Annotated in this window: 18 protein-coding genes and 1 other RNA gene; 17 read left to right on the forward strand and 2 right to left on the reverse strand. The window is 65.8% G+C overall.

Annotation, left to right across the window (positions count from 1 at the left end):
* The first annotated feature begins 4 nt into the window (after nt 1-4).
* From XdyCFBP7245_RS01215 to XdyCFBP7245_RS01225, 3 genes are all read left to right on the forward strand, one after another.
* Nucleotides 5-781 (forward strand): queuosine precursor transporter, encoded by a 777-nt coding sequence (locus XdyCFBP7245_RS01215; protein ID WP_104614010.1) that lies wholly within the window; start codon nt 5-7, stop codon nt 779-781.
* Between the two features lie 60 nt (nt 782-841).
* Nucleotides 842-917: non-coding RNA, sX9 sRNA (locus XdyCFBP7245_RS01220), on the forward strand.
* Between the two features lie 218 nt (nt 918-1,135).
* A complete protein-coding gene (locus tag XdyCFBP7245_RS01225) occupies nt 1,136-3,085 on the forward strand; it encodes a DUF885 domain-containing protein (protein ID WP_104614011.1) in 1,950 nt (649 codons plus the stop codon).
* A gap of 199 nt (nt 3,086-3,284) precedes the next feature.
* On the opposite strand, the gene mmuM is transcribed toward XdyCFBP7245_RS01225, so the two are convergent.
* The gene (gene mmuM / locus XdyCFBP7245_RS01230) at nt 3,285-4,247 is read right to left on the reverse strand and encodes a homocysteine S-methyltransferase (RefSeq protein ID WP_104614012.1); all 963 of its coding nucleotides are present in this window, start codon (nt 4,245-4,247) and stop codon (nt 3,285-3,287) included.
* A complete protein-coding gene (gene mmuP, locus XdyCFBP7245_RS01235) occupies nt 4,244-5,641 on the reverse strand; it encodes an S-methylmethionine permease (RefSeq protein WP_104614013.1) in 1,398 nt (465 codons plus the stop codon). The genes mmuM and mmuP overlap by 4 nt, the downstream gene beginning before the upstream one ends.
* A gap of 139 nt (nt 5,642-5,780) precedes the next feature.
* On the opposite strand from mmuP, the gene XdyCFBP7245_RS24010 reads away from it, so the two are divergent.
* From XdyCFBP7245_RS24010 to XdyCFBP7245_RS01310, 14 genes are all read left to right on the forward strand, one after another.
* Nucleotides 5,781-5,951, forward strand: coding sequence for a hypothetical protein (locus XdyCFBP7245_RS24010; RefSeq protein ID WP_158255496.1), 171 nt, complete (start codon nt 5,781-5,783; stop codon nt 5,949-5,951).
* Nucleotides 5,948-6,337, forward strand: coding sequence for an SMU1112c/YaeR family gloxylase I-like metalloprotein (gloA2, locus tag XdyCFBP7245_RS01245; protein ID WP_104614235.1), 390 nt, complete (start codon nt 5,948-5,950; stop codon nt 6,335-6,337). The genes XdyCFBP7245_RS24010 and gloA2 overlap by 4 nt, the downstream gene beginning before the upstream one ends.
* A 458-nt stretch (nt 6,338-6,795) precedes the next feature.
* Nucleotides 6,796-7,245, forward strand: coding sequence for a DUF2147 domain-containing protein (locus tag XdyCFBP7245_RS01250; protein ID WP_104614015.1), 450 nt, complete (start codon nt 6,796-6,798; stop codon nt 7,243-7,245).
* A 267-nt stretch (nt 7,246-7,512) separates the two neighbouring features.
* Nucleotides 7,513-9,603: a methionine--tRNA ligase gene (metG, locus tag XdyCFBP7245_RS01255; RefSeq protein WP_104614016.1), complete on the forward strand. Its 2,091-nt coding sequence runs from the start codon at nt 7,513-7,515 to the stop codon at nt 9,601-9,603.
* Between the two features lie 345 nt (nt 9,604-9,948).
* Nucleotides 9,949-10,539: an HAD family hydrolase gene (locus XdyCFBP7245_RS01260; RefSeq protein WP_104614017.1), complete on the forward strand. Its 591-nt coding sequence runs from the start codon at nt 9,949-9,951 to the stop codon at nt 10,537-10,539.
* 4 nt (nt 10,540-10,543) lie between these two features.
* Nucleotides 10,544-10,963: an Rnf electron transport complex subunit RnfB gene (gene rnfB / locus XdyCFBP7245_RS01265; protein WP_104614018.1), complete on the forward strand. Its 420-nt coding sequence runs from the start codon at nt 10,544-10,546 to the stop codon at nt 10,961-10,963.
* 340 nt (nt 10,964-11,303) lie between these two features.
* Complete coding sequence (locus XdyCFBP7245_RS01275) at nt 11,304-12,092, forward strand: hypothetical protein (RefSeq protein ID WP_104614020.1); 789 nt, start codon at nt 11,304-11,306, stop codon at nt 12,090-12,092.
* A gap of 85 nt (nt 12,093-12,177) precedes the next feature.
* Nucleotides 12,178-12,543 (forward strand): DUF4345 domain-containing protein, encoded by a 366-nt coding sequence (locus XdyCFBP7245_RS01280; RefSeq protein ID WP_104614021.1) that lies wholly within the window; start codon nt 12,178-12,180, stop codon nt 12,541-12,543.
* A 58-nt stretch (nt 12,544-12,601) separates the two neighbouring features.
* Complete coding sequence (locus XdyCFBP7245_RS01285; protein ID WP_104614022.1) at nt 12,602-13,165, forward strand: sigma-70 family RNA polymerase sigma factor; 564 nt, start codon at nt 12,602-12,604, stop codon at nt 13,163-13,165.
* Nucleotides 13,162-13,998, forward strand: coding sequence for an anti-sigma factor (locus tag XdyCFBP7245_RS01290; protein ID WP_170068436.1), 837 nt, complete (start codon nt 13,162-13,164; stop codon nt 13,996-13,998). Before XdyCFBP7245_RS01285 ends, XdyCFBP7245_RS01290 begins: the two co-directional genes overlap by 4 nt.
* 346 nt (nt 13,999-14,344) lie before the next feature.
* Nucleotides 14,345-15,340, forward strand: a complete 996-nt coding sequence (locus XdyCFBP7245_RS01295) for an acyl-CoA desaturase (protein ID WP_104614024.1) — start codon at nt 14,345-14,347, stop codon at nt 15,338-15,340.
* The gene (locus XdyCFBP7245_RS01300) at nt 15,337-16,587 is read left to right on the forward strand and encodes an NAD(P)/FAD-dependent oxidoreductase (protein WP_104614025.1); all 1,251 of its coding nucleotides are present in this window, start codon (nt 15,337-15,339) and stop codon (nt 16,585-16,587) included. The genes XdyCFBP7245_RS01295 and XdyCFBP7245_RS01300 overlap by 4 nt, the downstream gene beginning before the upstream one ends.
* Nucleotides 16,587-17,471, forward strand: a complete 885-nt coding sequence (locus XdyCFBP7245_RS01305) for a DUF1365 domain-containing protein (protein ID WP_170068438.1) — start codon at nt 16,587-16,589, stop codon at nt 17,469-17,471. The genes XdyCFBP7245_RS01300 and XdyCFBP7245_RS01305 overlap by 1 nt, the downstream gene beginning before the upstream one ends.
* On the forward strand, nt 17,468-18,754 hold the full coding sequence (locus tag XdyCFBP7245_RS01310) for an SAM-dependent methyltransferase (RefSeq protein ID WP_104614026.1): 1,287 nt from the start codon (nt 17,468-17,470) through the stop codon (nt 18,752-18,754). Before XdyCFBP7245_RS01305 ends, XdyCFBP7245_RS01310 begins: the two co-directional genes overlap by 4 nt.

Raw genomic sequence — 18,754 nt, forward strand, 5'->3', positions numbered from 1 at the left:
TGCCATGACACACACGCGTACCCTCGACGACCGTGCGGTCCGGCTGTTCATTGCCTTGGCGGCGTTCTTCTGCGTCAACGCAGCGCTGGCCGAGTTCATCGGCGTCAAGATCTTCGCGCTGGAAGACACGCTCGGCATCGCACCGCTGAACTGGAACCTGTTCGGCCAAACCGGCTCGCTCAGCTTCACCGCCGGCACCTTGTTATGGCCGGTGGTGTTCATCATGACCGACACCATCAACGAGTTCTTCGGCAGCCGCGGAGTGCGTTTCATCTCGTGGGTGGCGGTGGCGCTGATCGGCTACGGCTTCGTGTTTGCGTTCGCGGCCATTGCCCTGGCGCCGGCCGGCTGGTGGGTGACCGCAGCGCAGAGCCAGGGTGTGCCGGACTATCAAGCGGCGTTCGCCGCGGTGTTCGGGCAGGGCTTGTGGACGATCGGCGGCTCGCTGGTAGCGTTTCTGTTCGGCCAGTTGATCGACGTGTCGGTGTTCCATCGCATCCGCAAGGTCACCGGCGAAAAACACGTGTGGCTGCGTGCCACCGGCTCCACCGCAGTGTCGCAGTTGGTGGACAGCTTCGTGGTGATCTACATCGCCTTCGTGCTTGGCCCGCAGCATTGGTCCATCGACCAGTTCCTGGCGGTGAGCACGCTCAACTACGTCTACAAGATGGGCTTTGCGATCGCCCTGATTCCGCTGTTGTACCTCGCGCGCCGCGCCATCAGCGCGTATCTGGGCGCCGATCGCGCCGAGCAGCTGCGCGAAGAAGCCGCTGCCGACTAAGCGCAGCTAGCAAAGCAACTGGGCAGCCACCAGGCGGGCGCGGCCGGTGCTCGGTGCGGCATGTACCGTTCGTACGCGCCGGTTCCTCCGCGCCGTCCACACCCACCTGACGACTGCTCGCTACGCTTTTTGAGCCTTTCTAAAGGCGGCGCCCCGCCCACACACTGCCTGCCCGTGGCCGGCTGTGCCCGTGGCAGCACGCTGCGCGGTGCGTTATCGCAGCGCACCATTCCAACGATGCACTGCGCCTGCCCGTGCCGCATCTGAATTGCATGTGCGCCGCATGCTCCGGATAGCTGGCCGTAATGGTGCGGATCGGGCAAGCTCCCCGCTCGCTTGTTTCCGGAGCCGGTAATGCCCCTCAGCTTTTCCCGCCTGCTGTCGCTGGCCCTCGCCGCTGTGTTGAGCCTGTCAGTGGCAGCGCCCGCCGATGCGGCCAAGAAGAAGACCGCCAAGGCACAGACCACGCAAACGCGCGCGAAGGCGAGCAAAGGCAAAAAGACCACCAAGCCGGCGGCCAAGGCCTCGAAGACGGCCAAGGGCAGCAAGGCTGCCAAGGCCAGGCCACGCGCAGTCGCCGCGCCGGTGGTGCTGACCAAGGCCCAGCAGCTCAACCTGCTCTACGACCAGTACTGGGACGCCTCGCTCAAGCTCAACCCGCTGCAGGCCACCTTTCAGGGCGAGAGCCGCTACAACGACCAGCTGCCCAACTTCCTGTCGCCGGCGTTCCGCCAGCAGTCGCATGATTTCACCGTGCTGTGGCTGGGCAAGGCAGAGGCGCTGGGGCCGGACGGCCTGAGCGGGCAGGACCTGCTCAGCTACCAGATCTTCGTGCGCGATGCGCGCAGTGCGCTGGCCGCCGAGCAGTTCCCCAGCTGGATGCTGCCGATCAACCAGTTCTACAACATCGCCAGCATTGCGGTGGTGCTGGGCTCGGGCACCGGCGCCCAGCCGTTCAAGACGGTCAAGGACTACGACAATTGGTCGCGGCGTGCGGTGGGCATTCCCGACCTGTTCGATCAGGCCATCACCAACATGCGCGCCGGCATGCAGGCCGGGGTGGTGCAGCCCAAGGTGCTGATGCAGAAAGTACTGCCGCAACTGGATGCGATCATCGCGCGCAGCGCCGAAGACAGCCTGTTCTGGGGCCCGGTGCGCAACCTGCCGGCCGATATGCCCGAAGCCGACAAGCAGCGCATCACCGCCGAATACAAGCGCTTGATCGAAGTGCGCATCATGCCGGCCTACCGGGAGCTGCGCGGTTTCATCGCCACCGAATACCTGCCCGCCTGCCGTGATACCGATGGCCTGGCGGCGCTACCCAACGGCGCGGCGTGGTACGCCTACGACGTGCGTCAGAGCACCACCTCCGATCTGAGCCCGGAGCAGATCCATCAGATCGGGCTGGACGAGGTCGCGCGCCTGCAGGGCGAAATCGCCGCGCTGGCCAAGCAGGTCAAGTTCCGCGGCACCCTGCCCAAGTTCTACAAGTTCATGCAGACCGACAAGCGCTTCAGCTTCCGCAGCGACACCGAGTTGCTGGACTATTACCGTGGCCTGCAGGGGCGCGTGCAGGGCGCGGTGCCGCGCCTGTTCAACATCCAGGGCATGCCGCCGCTGGAAGTGCGCGCGGTGGAACCGCAGCGGGCACAAGCGGCGGCCAACGGCTCGTACATGCGTCCCAGCGTCAATGGCAGCAACGGTGGCACGCCAGGCATCTTTTACGTCAATACCTCCGACCTACCCTCGCGCAAGACCTGGGAAGCGGAGAGCCTGTACCTGCACGAAGCGATTCCCGGCCACCACTACCAGCTCGGGCTGCAGCAGCAATTGACCGACCTGCCCAAGTTCCGCCGCCTCGGAGGCGAGACCGCCTACATCGAGGGCTGGGGCCTGTATGCCGAATCGCTGGGGCGCGAGCTGGGGCTGTATCAGGACCCGTACAACACCTACGGCTATCTGCAAAACGCATTGTGGCGCTCGATCCGGCTGGTCGCCGATACCGGCCTGCACAGCAAGGGCTGGACGCGTACCCAGGCGATCGATTACATGCTGGACAACTCGGCGATGAGCCGCACCGATGCCGAAGCCGAAGTCGACCGCTACATGGCCATCCCCGGCCAGGCGCTGGCCTACAAGGTCGGCGAGATGAAGATCGCGCAGCTCCGCGAGCAGGCGCAGCGCGAGCTGGGGCCGCGCTTCGACGTGCGTGCCTTCCATACCGAAGTGCTCAAGGACGGCTCGGTGCCGCTGGAGATCCTGCAGGACAAGATCCAGCGCTGGATCGCAGCGCTGAAAGGCTGAGGTCGGCGATTGCGGCCGATGGAAGGGTTATCGGCCGTCGCGTTCAAGCTGGTGTTAGACCTGGGTGCGGATCTGCGCTTGGCATGCGTCGCTCAACACCGGCATGACGTTGCCGGTTGCCGGTTGCGGGTGCTGCAGCGGCCACGCTCGCCGATTTGAGGCGTCCCCTCAAGGCGCGCCACCGACGAGGGTGGTGCCTTCAACCCACCGCCCGCGCCGCGGCCAATGCGGCGATATCGCGCGGCGTGGTGCGGCAGCAGCCACCGATCAACCGCGCGCCTGCGGCCAGCCACTGCGTGTGCTGGTCGGCCAGGGTGCACGCGGGCGCATCGCCGGCATGCCAGCGCTTATCGCCAGCGTCGTAGTGCTCGCCCGAGTTGGGATACACCACCAGCGGCAAGGCGGTCAGCGCCGACAGGCTGTGCAAGGCGGTGGTGACCCGATCCAGCGCAATACAGTTGATTCCCACCGCAATTACCTGCGCGCAGGCATCCAGTGCCGGCACGACCTGCGCCAATGGCGTGCCATCGCTCAAATGGTCGGCATCGCGCAAGGTGAAAGAGAACCACGCATGCAATTGCGGAAACTCTTCCAGCAGCAGACGTAACGCCACGATCTCGTTCGCCGACGGCAGCGTCTCGCAGGCCAGTACATCCACGCCCGCCGCTGCCAACGCGGCGATGCGCGGGCGATGGAACGCCATCAGCTGCGCCAACGGCACTACGTAGTCGCCACGGTACTCCGAGCCATCGGCCAGATACGCGCCATATGGCCCGACTGAGCCTGCCACCCACAACGGCGCAGCGTGCGGCTGCGCCTGCAGATGATCGGCACGCGCCTGTGCGGCCAGGGCCACGCTGCGTGCGATCAGCGCTTGCGATTGCGCCAGATCCAGACCGCGCGCGGCGAACCCCAGCGGCGTGGCCTGGTAACTGGCGGTGATTGCGCATTGCGCGCCGGCAGCGAAGTAGTCGCGATGCACCTGATAGATCAGCTCCGGTTGCTCCATCAGCACGCGCGCCGACCACAGCGCATCGTTGAGATCGCAGCCGCGTTGTTCCAGTTCGGTGGCAAGCGCGCCATCCAGCAGCACATAGCCATCGTGCTGGAGCGCCGCACTGAACGGCGCAGTTGCGCGCGGCTGGCGGGGAAGAATCGTCATGCGTGCAGTCTCCTGGTCGCGAGCCATTGGGTCAGCGCATAGGCGCCGTAACACAGCGCCACAAAGGGGATGCCGCACCACAGCGCGATGCGCTGTTGCGGATCGAATGCCAAGCCGATGCAGGCCAGCAAACACAGCGAGAATCCGAGGATCGGCGTCCACGGATACCAGGGCGCGCGATAGGCCAGCGTCTCCACGGCAATCCCGTCGCGGACCAGCTGCCGACGAAAGCGGTAATGCGATGCGCAGATGCTTAGCCACACCACCACCACCGCAAAGCCGGACACCGCGGAAATCGCAACGAATACCGTCTCGGCCGCGTATACGCCGGTGAGCAGGGCCAGCAGACCGCCCAGCATGCTCAGCAGCAAGGCCGGCAACGGAATGCCGCGACGGGTCAGGCGCGCAAGGCGCGCCGGGAGCGTGCCTTCGTTGGCCAACGACCACAGCATGCGCGCCGCCGCATACAGGCCCGAATTGGCCGCCGACAGGATCGCGGTCAGGATCACCGCATTCAAGATGTCCGCCGCGTACGGAATGCCCAGCAACTCGAACGCGCGCACGAACGGGCTGGTCTCGACGGCCGCCTGGCTGGCGGGCAGCAAGGCAGCAAGCACCAGCACAGTACCCACGAACAGCACCACCAGCCGCACCAGCGTCGTGCGGATCGCCAGCGGAATGGCGCGTGCCGGCTGCGCGGTTTCGCCCGCAGCCACGCCGATCAATTCGGTACCGGAAAACGCGAAGTTCACCGCCACCATCGTCATCAAAATCGGCAACGTGCCGTGCGCAAACCAGCCATCGGCGCGCAGATGGCGCAAGCCGGGCGCAGGCGCACCATCGGCCAACGGCAGCAGGCCGATCACCGCCGCGCCACCGAGCACGATGAACACCAAAATCGTGATCACCTTGATCAACGAAAACCAGAATTCGCCTTCGGCAAACCAACGCGCCGACACCGTGTTCAAGCCGAAGATCAGCGCACAGAACAACAGACACCACGGCCACGCCGGGCTCTGCGGAAACCAGTACTGCATGCAGAACGCTGCGGCAGTCAGGCTCGACCCCAGCGCCACCGTCCAGGTCAGCCAATACAACCACGCCACCACATACCCGGTGGCCGGCCCCAGATAGCGCGTCGCATACACATGAAACGCCCCGGTCTGCGGCATCGCCACCGCCAGTTCGCCCAGGCATTGCATCACCAGATACACCACCAGCGCACCGATCAGATACGCGATCACCGTGCCCAGCGCACCGGTGCTGGCGATGATGTAGCCGGTGTTGAAGAACAGCCCGGTGCCGATCACCCCACCCAGCGACAACATCACCAGGTGGCGCACCTGCATGCTGCGCTGGAACTGCGGTGCGGCGCTGGAAGAAGGGTCTGGCATGCGTCGGTCTGATGGGCGGCGCACCATCCTGCCACGCGCATGCAGGCGAGCACAGCCATGCGGTGGCGAGCTGTGACGCTGTACAAGCACTTCAGGCAGGCGCGGGTATGCTCGCGTGCCGATCTTGCGGAGCACCGTCATGTCTGACACACGTTACCTGCGCCTGCCTGCAGCGTTGCCGCCCCGCGCACGCTGCGCGCTACCTGCGCATGCGCCACACCGCCGCGCGCTGGATCTGCGCGAGGCGGTGATGGCGGTTGATCGCTGCCAGCAACAGGATCTGTCGGTATGGCAGCGGAGCGCAGCATGATGCTGGCCGGCATCCACCATGTGGCGATCATCGCGGGCGACTACGCGCGCTCCAAGCAGTTTTACTGCGAAATTCTGGGCTTGCGCGTGCTCGACGAGCATTACCGCCAGGCGCGCGATTCGTGGAAGCTGGATCTGGCTCTGCCCGACGGCAGCCAGATCGAGCTGTTCTCGTTCCCCAACGCCCCGTTGCGCCCCAGCCGCCCAGAAGCACGCGGTCTGCGTCACCTGGCCTTTCGCGTAGAAGACCTGGATAGCGCGGTGGCGCATCTCAACGCCCATGGCGTCATCACCGAAGACATCCGCATCGACGAATACACCGGCCGGCGGTTCACCTTCTTCGCCGATCCGGACGATCTGCCGCTGGAGCTGTACGAGATCGGCTAACTGCAGCTGCTCTGCCGCGCTGGCGGGCGGGGGGTATCCCACGCTGACGTCGGCGTTGCGGCTAATGTGGTTACCGCGCCACGCACAGTCGCGCTGCGCGCATGCACCGGCAGCGTGCCCCCCCCCCCCGCGCTTACGGCAAGACGGCACGTGTCGAACGCAATGTTGTAAGGCGGGACAGCGGCTACGTGGGTGGCTAGTTGATAAAACCTGATCGACGCAAGCATGCTCCAGGCCTGGATTCGCATCGGCACCGCCGGGTCGAAGTCCTGACCAGCGTCGACCGTTCCCGAAATGCCGCGCCCAGCTCGCCGGCACTGCCGAGCCAGCGCGTACCAATGCCGCGCCGGCAACGCATGAACGCATCCCGCAGTGCGGCTTTCCGCCACCATACCCCACGGTATACATTCGCCATCAGGCCGCCGACGGCGGCCACAGCAATCCCTGGGAGGGGAACCATGCGCAAGACCTTCAAGACCCTGATGGTGGCTCTGCCGCTGGCGGCCGCCTCGCTGCTGGCCCAGGCCGCCGATTCGCCGGTGGGTCGCTGGAAGACCATCGACGACGAGACCGGCAAGCCCAAGTCGGTGGTGCAGATCGAACAGGCCGCCAACGGCACGTTGAGCGGCAAGGTGGTCGAGATCCTGCAGTCCAACAATGGCCCCAATCCGATGTGCGACAAGTGCGACGGCGCGCTGAAAGGCAAGCCGATCAAGGGCATGACCATCCTGTGGGGCCTCAAGGCCGACGGCACCGCCGTATGGGATGGCGGCTCGGTGCTGGACCCGGCCAAGGGCAAGACCTACAAGGCCAAGATCACCCTGACCGAAGGCGGCAAGAAGCTGCAGATGCGCGGCTACGTCGGCATCGAAGCGCTGGGCCGTACGCAGACCTGGGTGCGTGAGTAGCTGGGATTCGGGAATCGGGAATCGGGAATCGCAAGAGCGGGCGTCCTTCGGGGCGCCTTTTTTTTGCGGACCCGGAGTACCGGCAGGCGAGAAGACCTGACACGCAAAGGTGACCGTCATTGCGCTCCCACGCCCGGCGACTAGCCTGCGCACATCAACATCGCGACAAACCTAGCCTGCTTCAACCGATTCCCCATTCCCAATTCCCCATTCCCGTCCCTTTCCCGACTAGTGCGATAATCGCGTGTCCCCCGCATCACGCCTGCCATGACCAGCACCGCACTTGTCACTACCGCTCTGCCGTATGCCAACGGTCCGCTGCATCTTGGCCACCTGGTCGGTTACATCCAGGCCGATATCTGGGTGCGCGCGCGCCGGTTGCGCGGCGACAAGACCTGGTTCGTCTGCGCCGACGACACCCACGGCACGCCGATCATGCTCGCGGCCGAGAAGGCCGGCGTCACCCCGGAAGCCTTCATCGCCAACATCCAGGCCAGCCATGAGCGCGATTTCGCCGCGTTCGGGGTGACCTTCGATCATTACGATTCGACCAATTCGCCGGTCAATCGCGAGCTCACCGAAGCGTTCTACAACAAGCTGGAAGCAGCCGGCCATATCAGCCGGCGCTCGGTGGCGCAGTTCTACGACCCGGCCAAGGGCATGTTCCTGCCGGACCGCTACATCAAGGGGATCTGCCCCAACTGCGGCAGCGCCGACCAGTACGGCGACAACTGCGAAGTGTGCGGTGCCACCTACGCGCCAACCGAGCTGAAGGAGCCCAAATCGGTGATCTCCGGCGCCACGCCGGAGCTGCGCGATTCGGAGCACTTCTTCTTCGAGGTGGGCCATTTCGATGGCTTCCTGCGTGAGTGGCTGGCCGGCGATGTGGCGTTGCCGGGCGTCAAGGCCAAGCTCAAGGAATGGCTGGATACCGAAGGCGGCCTGCGCGCGTGGGACATCTCGCGCGATGCGCCGTATTTCGGCTTCCAGATTCCCGGCCAGCCGGGTAAGTATTTCTACGTGTGGCTGGATGCGCCGATCGGCTACCTGTGCAGCTTCAAGACGCTGTGCGCGCAGATGGGCGAAGACTTCGACGCGCATCTGGTCGCCGGCACGCAGACCGAGCTGCATCACTTCATCGGCAAGGACATCGTCAATTTCCACGGCCTGTTCTGGCCGGCGGTGCTGCATGGCACCGGCCACCGCGCGCCCACGCGCCTGCATGTCAACGGCTATCTGACCGTGGACGGCGCCAAGATGTCCAAGTCGCGCGGTACCTTCGTGATGGCGAGGACCTTCCTGGATGTCGGCCTGGAGCCGGAGGCGCTGCGCTACTACTTCGCCGCCAAGTCCTCGGGCGGCGTGGACGATCTGGACCTCAACCTGGGCGATTTCATCGCACGGGTGAATGCCGATCTCGTCGGCAAGTTCGTCAACCTGGCCAGTCGCTGCGCCGGCTTCATCGGCAAGCGCTTCGACGGCAAGCTGGCCGACGCGCTGCCCGATGCTGCGCAGTACGACCGCTTCGTCGCCGCGTTGGCGCCGATCCGCGAGGCGTATGAGCGCAACGATGCAGCCAGCGCGATCCGCCAGACCATGGCGCTGGCCGACGAGGCCAACAAGTACATCGACGACACCAAGCCGTGGGTGATCGCCAAGCAGGACGGCGCCGATGCGCAGCTGCAATCGGTCTGCACCCAGGGCTTGAACCTGTTCCGCATCCTGGTCGCCGCACTCAAGCCGATCCTGCCGCGCACCTGCGCCGAAGCCGAGGCTTTTTTGTCGGCGCCCATGACCAGTTGGGACGATGTGCAGCGCCCGCTCACGGCGCACACGATCCAGCCCTACACCGCCCTGTTCACCCGTATCGACCCCAAACAGATCGACGCCATGACCGACGCTTCAAAAGACACCATGGCCGCAGCTGCGGCACCGGCTACTGCCAACGCCCCCGCTGCAACGGCGGCCAAAATCGATGCAAAAGCCGTTGCGCCGGCCAATCCCCCCGCCTCCGTCTCGAATCCGGGGCTTATTGGCATCGATGATTTCGCCAAGCTCGATCTGCGCATCGGCAAGGTGCTGGTGTGCGAGTTCGTGGAAGGCTCGGACAAGCTGCTGCGCTTCGAGCTGGATGCCGGCGAACTTGGCAAGCGACAGATCTTTTCGGGCATTCGCGGCAGCTACGGCGAACCGGAAACACTGGTCGGCCGCAGCGTGGTGTTCATCGCCAACCTGGCCCCGCGCAAGATGCGTTTCGGCATCAGCGAAGGCATGATCCTGTCGGCCGGCTTCGACGGCGGCGCGCTGGCGCTGCTGGATGCCGATAGCGGCGCCCAGCCGGGCATGCCTGTGCGGTGAAGCGGGGTTGGGGAGTCGGGATTGGCAATTCGGGATTAGTAGAAGCCAGAGCTGATTGTTGAGAGAGACCTGACACGAGTGCTTGGCGCGTCCCCTCATCCGCCCCTGCGGGGCACCTTCTCCCGCAAGCGGGAGAAGGCGTTAGATCAGCGATATCGCAGCCCCTTTCCCGCGCGCGAGAGAAGGAGTTAGATCAGCGATGGAGCAGCCCCGTTCCCGCATGCGCGAGAAGGGAGTTAGATCAACGCTGGCGTAGCACCTCCCCCGCATGCGGGAGAGGAGGAGAACAACCCGTCACCACGCCCTCAACCCATCCCGAATCCCAACTCCCCAATCCCAGCCCCTATGCACCTGGCCCTGTTCGACTTCGACCACACCATCACCACCTGCGACACCTACGCACGCTTCCTGCGCAAGGTGGCCACGCCCGCGCAGTTGGCGTCGGCAAAGTGGCAGGTCGGCCCGTGGGTGCTGGGCTATCGGCTGGGCCTGGTGTCCGCTGCGGCGTTGCGTGCACGTGTGACCCGCATTGTGTTCAGCGGCCGCACGCTGGATGAGATGGCCGCACACGGCGTGGACTACGCGCGCACCGCACTGCCGGGCGTGCTGCGTGCAGCCATGATGCAGCGCATCGACTGGCACCAGGCGCAAGGGCACGAGGTGGTGCTGGTGTCGGCATCGGTGGATCTGTATCTGCAGCCGTGGTGCACGCAGCATGGGCTGTCGCTGATCTGCAACCGGCTGGAGCACAGCGACGGCCGCCTGAGCGGGCGCTATGCCGACGGCGATTGCGGCCCGCACAAGGCCGCGCAGATTCGCGCGCGCTACGACCTGTCGCAGTACGCATGCGTGCATGCCTACTGCGACAGCCGCGAAGACACGCCGATGCTGGCACTGGCGCAACAGCGCTGGTATCGCGGCAATCTGCTGCACTGATCGTATGCCTGCCTCCGCCCCCTCCCTGGTCGAACGTCTCGACCGCCTGCTGCCACAGACCCAGTGCGGTCAATGCGGCTACGACGGCTGCCGCCCCTACGCGCAGGCCATGGCCGACGGGCTGGCCGACGTCGACCATTGCCCGCCCGGCGGCGATGCCGGCGCCCGCGCGCTGGCGCAGGTGCTGGAGGTACCGGCACGCCCGTTCGATCGCAGCCGCGGCGCGCACAAACCACCGCAGGTGGCCTGGATCGTGGAGGCCGATTGCATCGGCTGCACCAAGTGCATCCAGGCCTGTCCGGTGGATGCGATCGTCGGCGGGGCCAAGCACATGCACACGGTGATCGCGCCGCTGTGCACCGGCTGCGAGCTGTGCCTGCCGGCCTGCCCGGTGGATTGCATCGAGTTGCGCGCCGTCGGCTAGGCGCCGCGTGCGCACGCCGCTGCGCTACCCGTCTGGCACGACCGGCACTGGACATTGCATCGGCCACACATGGTGTTGCGATTGCCGCGCTGGCGCTCGACCGATGACAAACGTGGAGGGGCTTGCCGGGCACCTCGATGCAGGTCGCAACGGTGATTCGGCCTGCCGGCATGACCAGCGGCGCCTCCCCACGCGCAACCGCCCGGGATCACGGCAACGCCAACGCCACCGGCCACGACGACCGGGTCCTGCATTCAGTCAGGAAAGTCCCGATGCCGCCGGCGCATCCATGCTGCGGCTGTGCCCGTATGCATAGGTACTCCCATCGAGGAATCGGCCGATGCGTCCATTTGCTGCTGTCGTTGCTGCGCTGGCACTCCGCTGCCGGCCGATTCCGCCATTGTTGCTGCTGGTGCTGGGCAGCGCGCCGCTCAACGCGGTGGCGGTCACGCGGGTGGACGGCGATGTGTTCGATGCCGACAAGGGCGCGCTGCGCTACCGCGAGTCGCACTGGCTGCTCGACGACGGCGGGCGGCTGGTGCTTTACCGCTGCCCGAACGGACAAGCGTTCGCACGTAAGCAGGTCGATGGCGGCGGCACTTCGCCCGATTTCAGCCTGATCGATGGGCGCGACGGCTACCGCGAAGGCGTGCGCACGCGCAATGGCGTGCGCGAGATGTTCCAGCAACAGCCCGGCAAACCCGAACGCAGCATGGCGTTACCGGCCGGCGAAGACGAGCGCGTCATCGATGCCGGTTTCGATGCCTATCTGCGCCGCCACTGGGATGCGCTTGCCAGCAAGTCGCAACGTGTGGACTTCGTGCTGCCCAGCCTGCAACGGCAGTTGGCGTTCCGGGTCGAACGCATCGACGACAGCGCCGGCCAGCGCCGCTTCCGCATTTCGCTCGACGCCTGGTATGGCGCGGCGGTGCCCTCGCTGGAAGTGCGTTATTCCATCGCCAACAAACGCCTGCTCGAGTTCCTCGGTGTGGGCAATCTGCGCGACGCGCAGGGGCGCTACCCGCGCGTACGCATCGTGTTCCCGGACAGCGCTGCGCGCGCAACCACTGCAGACGACCTGCGCCAGGCGCGCGAGCAGCCGCTGATCCGGAGCTGCAGCCCGTCATGAGCCAGGCCGGCACCATCTTCACGTTCGACCACGCGCCGTTGCGTACAACGGCCCGGGCACCCACTCCCCCTACAGGAACACGTCCATGGCAAAGGCTTATCTCTGGCTCAACGCAGTGCTCTACGTCGTGCTGGCGATCTGGTGCACGCTGTCGCCGGCCAAGACCGCAAACGCGGTTGGCTATACCCAGCTCTCGCCGGCCGGGCAATCGGAGTATCTGGTCATCTATGGCGGCCTGCAGTTGGGCATGGCGTTCCTGTTCGGTTATTTCGCCTGGATCAATCAACCGCGCACCGGCTTGCTGGTCGCACTGGCGTTCTACGTGCCCATCGTGCTGTTCCGCAACGTTGCGCTGTCGCGCTTGTGGCCGGTTTCGGCGCCAACCGTCGCGCTTGCCGGTGTCGAGATCCTGTTGCTGCTCGCCGCCGTGCTGCTGTGGTTGCGCAAGTGACAGACAGCGCCTGCACAGTCCGGTAGCATCGCTCCCACCTTACTCAACGCCCGACCGCATGAGTGCCATTCCTGGCCACGACGACGATGAAACCGGACGCCTGCTGACCGCAACTGCGGGCGGCGACCGGCATGCCTTCGAAGCGCTGTACCGGCAGACCTCGCCCAAGCTGTTTGGGGTCTGCCTGCGCATGATCCCGCAACGTGCCGAGGCCGAAGAGGTGCTGCAGGACGTGTTCACGCTGATCTGGCACAAGGCCGGGCAGTTCGATCCTACGCGCGCGCGCGGGCTGACCTGGCTGGCGATGATCGCGCGCAACAAGGCGATCGATCATCTGCGCGCCAATGCGCCGCAGCGCCGCAACGTGGCGCTGGACGATGCCGGCGAACTGCGCGATGGCGATGCGTCGCCGCTGGAGCGCACCGAGCGCGCCAGCACGCGCCGCCGCATCGACCACTGCCTGGCCGAACTCGAACCGCCGCGCAGCGAACTGATTCGCACCGCGTTCTTCGAAGGCATCACCTACGAAGAGCTCGCCGCGCGCACCGACACCCCGATCGGCACGGTCAAAAGCTGGATCCGCCGCGGCCTGGCCAAACTCAAGGCATGTCTGGAACGATGAGCACGCCCTTTCCCATCGACCAGGAACCGCCGCGCGACGTGTTGGCCGGCGAGTACGTGCTCGGCCTGCTGAGCGCAGAAGAACGCCTGGCAGCAGAACAACGCATCGCCACCGACGCCCAGTTCGCCCAGGCGGTGCTGCAGTGGCAGGATCTTCTGGCCCCGCTGCTGGAAGAGATCGCTGCCGTGACCCCGCCTGACCAGGTGTGGGCGCAGGTGCGGCAGGCGCTGGGCTTTGACATGCCGCTGCGTGCAGTGACGTCGGCCGCGCCGGCAGCCACCACCAGCAGACCGGCCGCGCCCTTGTGGAACAACGTGCGCGTATGGCGGTGGGCCAGCGCCGGCGGCCTGGCGACCGCTGCAGTGTGCGTGCTCGCGTTGTTGAACCTGCGCACGCCGCCGGCACCGGTACCGCCTGTTGGCGATACGCCGGTCGTACAGACCCCGGTCGCCCCACCTGCGACCACCACACCGCCGGCCACCGGCATTGCAATGACCTCCACGCTGGCCACCGAAGACGGGCGTCCGGGCTATGTGGCGCTGATGGATGCAGACAAGCACACCATCACGGTGACGCCGCTGGATCGCACCGCCACGGCCGACAAGGTGCCCGAGCTGTGGCTGATCACGCCGGACGGCAAGGCGCATTCGATGGGTACCTTCGACGATCAGCGTGCGCGTCGTGCGCAGATTCCCGACCAGCTGATGCCCATGCTCAGCAACGAGGCGATCCTGGCAGTGACGCTGGAACCGCCCGGCGGTGCACCGGGTGGCGTGGCCACCGGCACGGTGGTTGCCAAGGGCGGCATCAGCACGCTGGCAATGGCGCCCTGATCGGGCGCATGAGCAACTGCTGCGCGGCTGCGAGACGCGACGCAGCAGTGGCCTGACAGGGCCACCTCTGCTCACTGCTCACTGCCAATGCGTGCCGTCCGTCCGGGATGAGCACGCCTGCGTGGCGCTGCTCCCGCATGCTCGCCTGCGGCGCTCAGGCAGGCAACTTCACAAGCCGCCTCATCTGCGTCAGTGATACTGAGCGCACACATCGGTGCGCGCGCGTGCGTCATCGGGTTGCGCAAACGCGTCAATCCCGTCCGTGCGTGCGACGATCAAGCGGGCTGGTGCATCTGTTTGCCGGCAGCTTGCGTACAGGGTTTCGATAACCTACGGAGAACCACGCGTGCCGAGCACTGGACTCGACCCCCACGTCGCAACGCCTCAGCCCTCGCCCAAGCGTCGCGGCTGGGTTGCATCGCGCATCGGCAGCCTGCGTCGCTGGGTGGATTCGCAAACCGACGAGCCATTGGACGAGGCACGCGCCGATCGCATCGACTGGCTGCGTGCCTTGCCCTTCATCGCGCTGCATGTGGCCTGCCTGGCGGTGTTCTGGGTGGGCGTGTCGTGGTTTGCGGTGGGCATGGCATTGGCGTTGTACGCGCTGCGCATGTTCGCGCTCACCGGCTTCTATCACCGCTATTTTTCCCATCGCGCATTCAAGACCTCGCGCGTGTTGCAGTTCGTGTTTGCCGCCATCGGTGCGACCTGCGTGCAGCGCGGTCCGCTGTGGTGGGCGGCGCATCACCGCAACCACCATCGGCACACCGACACCGGCCGCGACCCGCATTCGCCGGCCCAGCACGGGTTCTGGTGGAGCCACACCGGTTGGTTCCTGACCCCGCGTAACTTCCGCACCGATTGGGAAGCGATCCCGGACCTGCGCCGTTTCGGCGAGCTGCGTTTTATCGACCGCTTCGACATCGTGATGCCGGTACTGCTCGCGCTTGGCCTGTATCTGCTTGGCGACTGGCTGGCCGATGCCGCGCCCGCGTTGCACACCAACGGCCCGCAGCTGCTGGTATGGGGATTCGTGCTGTCCACCGTGGCGCTGTTCCATGCCACCTTCACCATCAATTCGCTGGCGCACCGCTTCGGTAGCCGGCGATTCGAGACGCGCGACGACAGCCGCAACAACTGGCTGTTGGCGCTGATCACCTTTGGCGAAGGCTGGCACAACAACCATCACTTCTTCCCCGGGTCGGCGCGGCAAGGCATGCGCTGGTGGGAGTACGACGTGACCTGGTACGGCCTCAAGGCGATGTCGTGGGTGGGGCTGGTGTGGGACCTCAAGCCGATGCCGGCAATGCTCACGCGCCGCGCGCAACGGGTGGTGCGATGAGCGAAGGCAGGATTGCCGTGGTCGGCAGCGGAATCGCCGGCCTGGGTGCAGCGTGGCTGTTGTCGCGTCGCTACGAAGTCACCTTGTTCGAGGCGTCCGATTATCTCGGCGGCCACACCCACACGCACGACATCCAGCTGGACGGCCAGCGCTATGCGGTGGACAGCGGCTTCATCGTGTTCAACCCGCAGCACTACCCGCTGCTGACCCGCATGTTCGCCGAGCTGGACGTGGCATCGCAGCCGACCACGATGAGTTTTTCGGTGCACGATGCAGCCAGCGGGCTGGAGTACAACGCTGGTAGCCTGGATGGATTGTTTTGCCAGCGGCGCAATCTGCTCAGCCCGCGCTTCTGGCGCATGCTGGCGGACCTGCGGCGTTTTTATCGGCAGGCGCCAGCGGTGCTGCACAGCGACGAACGCTTCAGCACGCTGGGCGCGTATCTGCAACGGCATCACTATTCGGCCGCGTTTCGCGACCAGCACCTGGTGCCGATGGCGTCGGCGCTGTGGTCCTCGCCGTCGCAGACCATCCTTGAATTTCCGATGGGCCAACTGATCGGCTTCATGGCCAACCACCACATGCTGCAGATCAGCGGCCGGCCGCAGTGGCAGGTGGTGCGTGGCGGCTCCAATAGCTACGTGCGTGCGTTGCGGCGGCGTTGGCAGGTGCTGGAGCGACTGTCCACGCCGGTGCATGCGATCCGTCGCACGCCTGACGGCATCATGCTCCGCTCGCTGCGCGGCGAAGAATATTTCGACGAGGTGGTACTGGCTTGCCATGCCGACGATGCACTGGCCTTGCTCAGCGATGCCACCGCGTCCGAACGGCAGATCCTGGGCGGAATCACCTACCAGGACAACGACACCGTGCTGCATAACGATGCCGGCGTGTTGCCGCGCGACAAGCGCGCCTGGGCGGCGTGGAATGCGCATGTGCCGGCCGACCCGCAGGCGCCCTGCACGGTGAGTTACTGGATGAACGCGCTGCAGTCGATCGAGGCGCCGCAGCCCTTCATCGTCAGTCTCAACCGCGACCACGACATCGACCCGGCCAAGGTGCTGCGGCGCATGCGCTATCGCCACCCGTTACAGAACGCCGCCGCACTGGCGGCGCAGGAGCGCAAGGCAGAGATCCAGGGCCGCCACCACACCTGGTTTGCCGGTGCCGCATGGGGCTTCGGCTTCCACGAAGACGGCCTGCGCAGCGGTGTGGACGTGGCCCATGGCCTGGGAGTGACCTGGTGATGCAATTGCTGCGCGAAGCCAGCACCGACGCCGTGCCGCTACCTCCCGGTGAGGACAGCGGCACCGGCAGCGTGGCCGGCGGCTTGCGCAGCGCGATCTACACCGGATGGGTGCGGCATCGCCGCTTCGCGCCCAAACCGCTGGATTTCCGTTACCGCCTGTTTTTGATGTACCTGGACCTGTCCGAACTGGATCAGGTGTTCGCCCATCGCTGGCTGTGGTCGGTAGGTCGCGCCAATCTGGCGCAGTTCCGTCGCAGCGATTACCTGGGCGACCCCACTGTTCCACTGGATCAGGCAGTGCGCGATTGCGTGCAGGCGCAGACCGGCGAGCGCCCGGACGGCGCCATCCGGCTGCTGACGCATCTGCGCTACTTCGGCCATGTGTTCAATCCGGTGAGCTTTTATTACTGCTTCGATCGGCACGACGGTTTGCGCTGGATCGTGGCGGAAATCACCAACACGCCCTGGCAGCAACGGCACACCTACGTGCTGCCGGTCGCACAGGCACGCACGCATCGCGACGTGCATGCATGGCGGTTCGACAAACGCTTCCACGTGTCGCCGTTCATGGGCATGCAGCACCGCTACGACTGGCGCTTCAGCGTGCCGGATGCGCAGCTGCGCGTGCATATGGACGTGCTGGATGCCAACGACGACGCCGCTGAGTGCGCGATCGACAACAGCGGCACGCGCCGCTTCGATGCCACGCTGGTCCTGCAACGTCAGCCGCTGACCGCGCGCGCATTGGCGCGCACCTTGCTCGCCTATCCCTTGATGACCGTGCAGGTGGTGCTCGCCATCCACTGGCAGGCCTTGCGCCTGTGGCTGCGCGGCAACCCTGTCCACGACCACCCCCATCCGCCTGTGCGAGACCCCCGATGAACGCCACGTCCCTGCCCGATACTGCTGCGCCACGCGCGGCTTCATGGACGGACCGCCTGCTGCGCAAGCGCCTGCTGGCGACGCTCGGCGACCTGCGCGACGGCCAGCTGCAACTGCACGAAGGCGACGCGGTGACCACGCTGGGCACTGCCAGCGGTGCGCACGCGCTGCAGATGCAGTTGCGCGTCATCGACCCGGATTTTTATCGGCAGGCCGCACTCAACGGCAGCGTCGGTGCGGGCGAGTCGTACATGGATGGGCAGTGGCAGTGCGACGATCTGGTCGGGCTGATGCGCCTGCTGCTGCGCAATCGCGACCGGCTGGACGCAATGGAAACCGGCACCGCGCGCCTGGGTGGCTGGGCGATGCGTAGCCTGCATGCGTTCGCGCGCAATACCCGCAGCGGCAGCCGGCGCAACATCGCCGCGCATTACGACCTGGGCAACCCGCTGTTCGAGCTGTTTCTGGATCAGAACCTGATGTACTCGTCGGCGATCTTCGTCGATGGCGAAGAAGCGCAGGGCGAGGCGGCGCTGGAACGTGCGGCCACGCGCAAGCTCGAACGCATCTGTCAGAAGTTGCGCCTGGGCCCGCAGCACCACGTGGTCGAAATCGGCACCGGCTGGGGCGGTTTTGCCCTGCATGCGGCGCGCGAACACGGCTGCCGGGTCACCACCACCACCATCTCGCGCGAGCAGTTCGATCTGGCGACACAGCGCATCGCCGATGCCGGTTTGAGCGACCGGGTCACCGTGTTGTTGAGCGACTACCGCGACCTGCAGGGCCGCTTCGATCGCGTGGTGTCGATCGAGATGATCGAGGCGATCGGCCACCAGTATTTGGACACCTACTTCGCCAAGGTCGGCAGCCTGCTTGCCGACGATGGCGAGGCGCTGATCCAGGCCATCACCATCGAGGATCACCGTTACAAGCAGGCGCTGCATTCGGTGGATTTCATCAAGCGGCATATCTTCCCCGGCAGCTTCATTCCGTCGGTTGCGGCGATGACCGGCGCGGTGGCGCGGGCCAGCGATCTGCGCCTGTTCCATCTGGAAGATATCGGCCCCAGCTACGCATTGACGCTGCGCGCCTGGCGGCAGCGTTTCATGACCCAGTTACCGCAGGTGCGCGCACTGGGCTACGACGAACGCTTCATCCGCATGTGGGAGTTTTATCTGGCGTATTGCGAAGCCGGCTTTCTGGAGCGTTCGATCGGCGACGTGCACCTGTGGCTGAGCAAGCCCGGCGCGCGCCCACCGCAGTTCGTACCCGGTCTTGCGTGA

The organism is Xanthomonas dyei, from assembly GCF_002939865.1.
In the GTDB taxonomy this organism is placed as follows: Bacteria; Pseudomonadota; Gammaproteobacteria; order Xanthomonadales; family Xanthomonadaceae; genus Xanthomonas; species Xanthomonas dyei.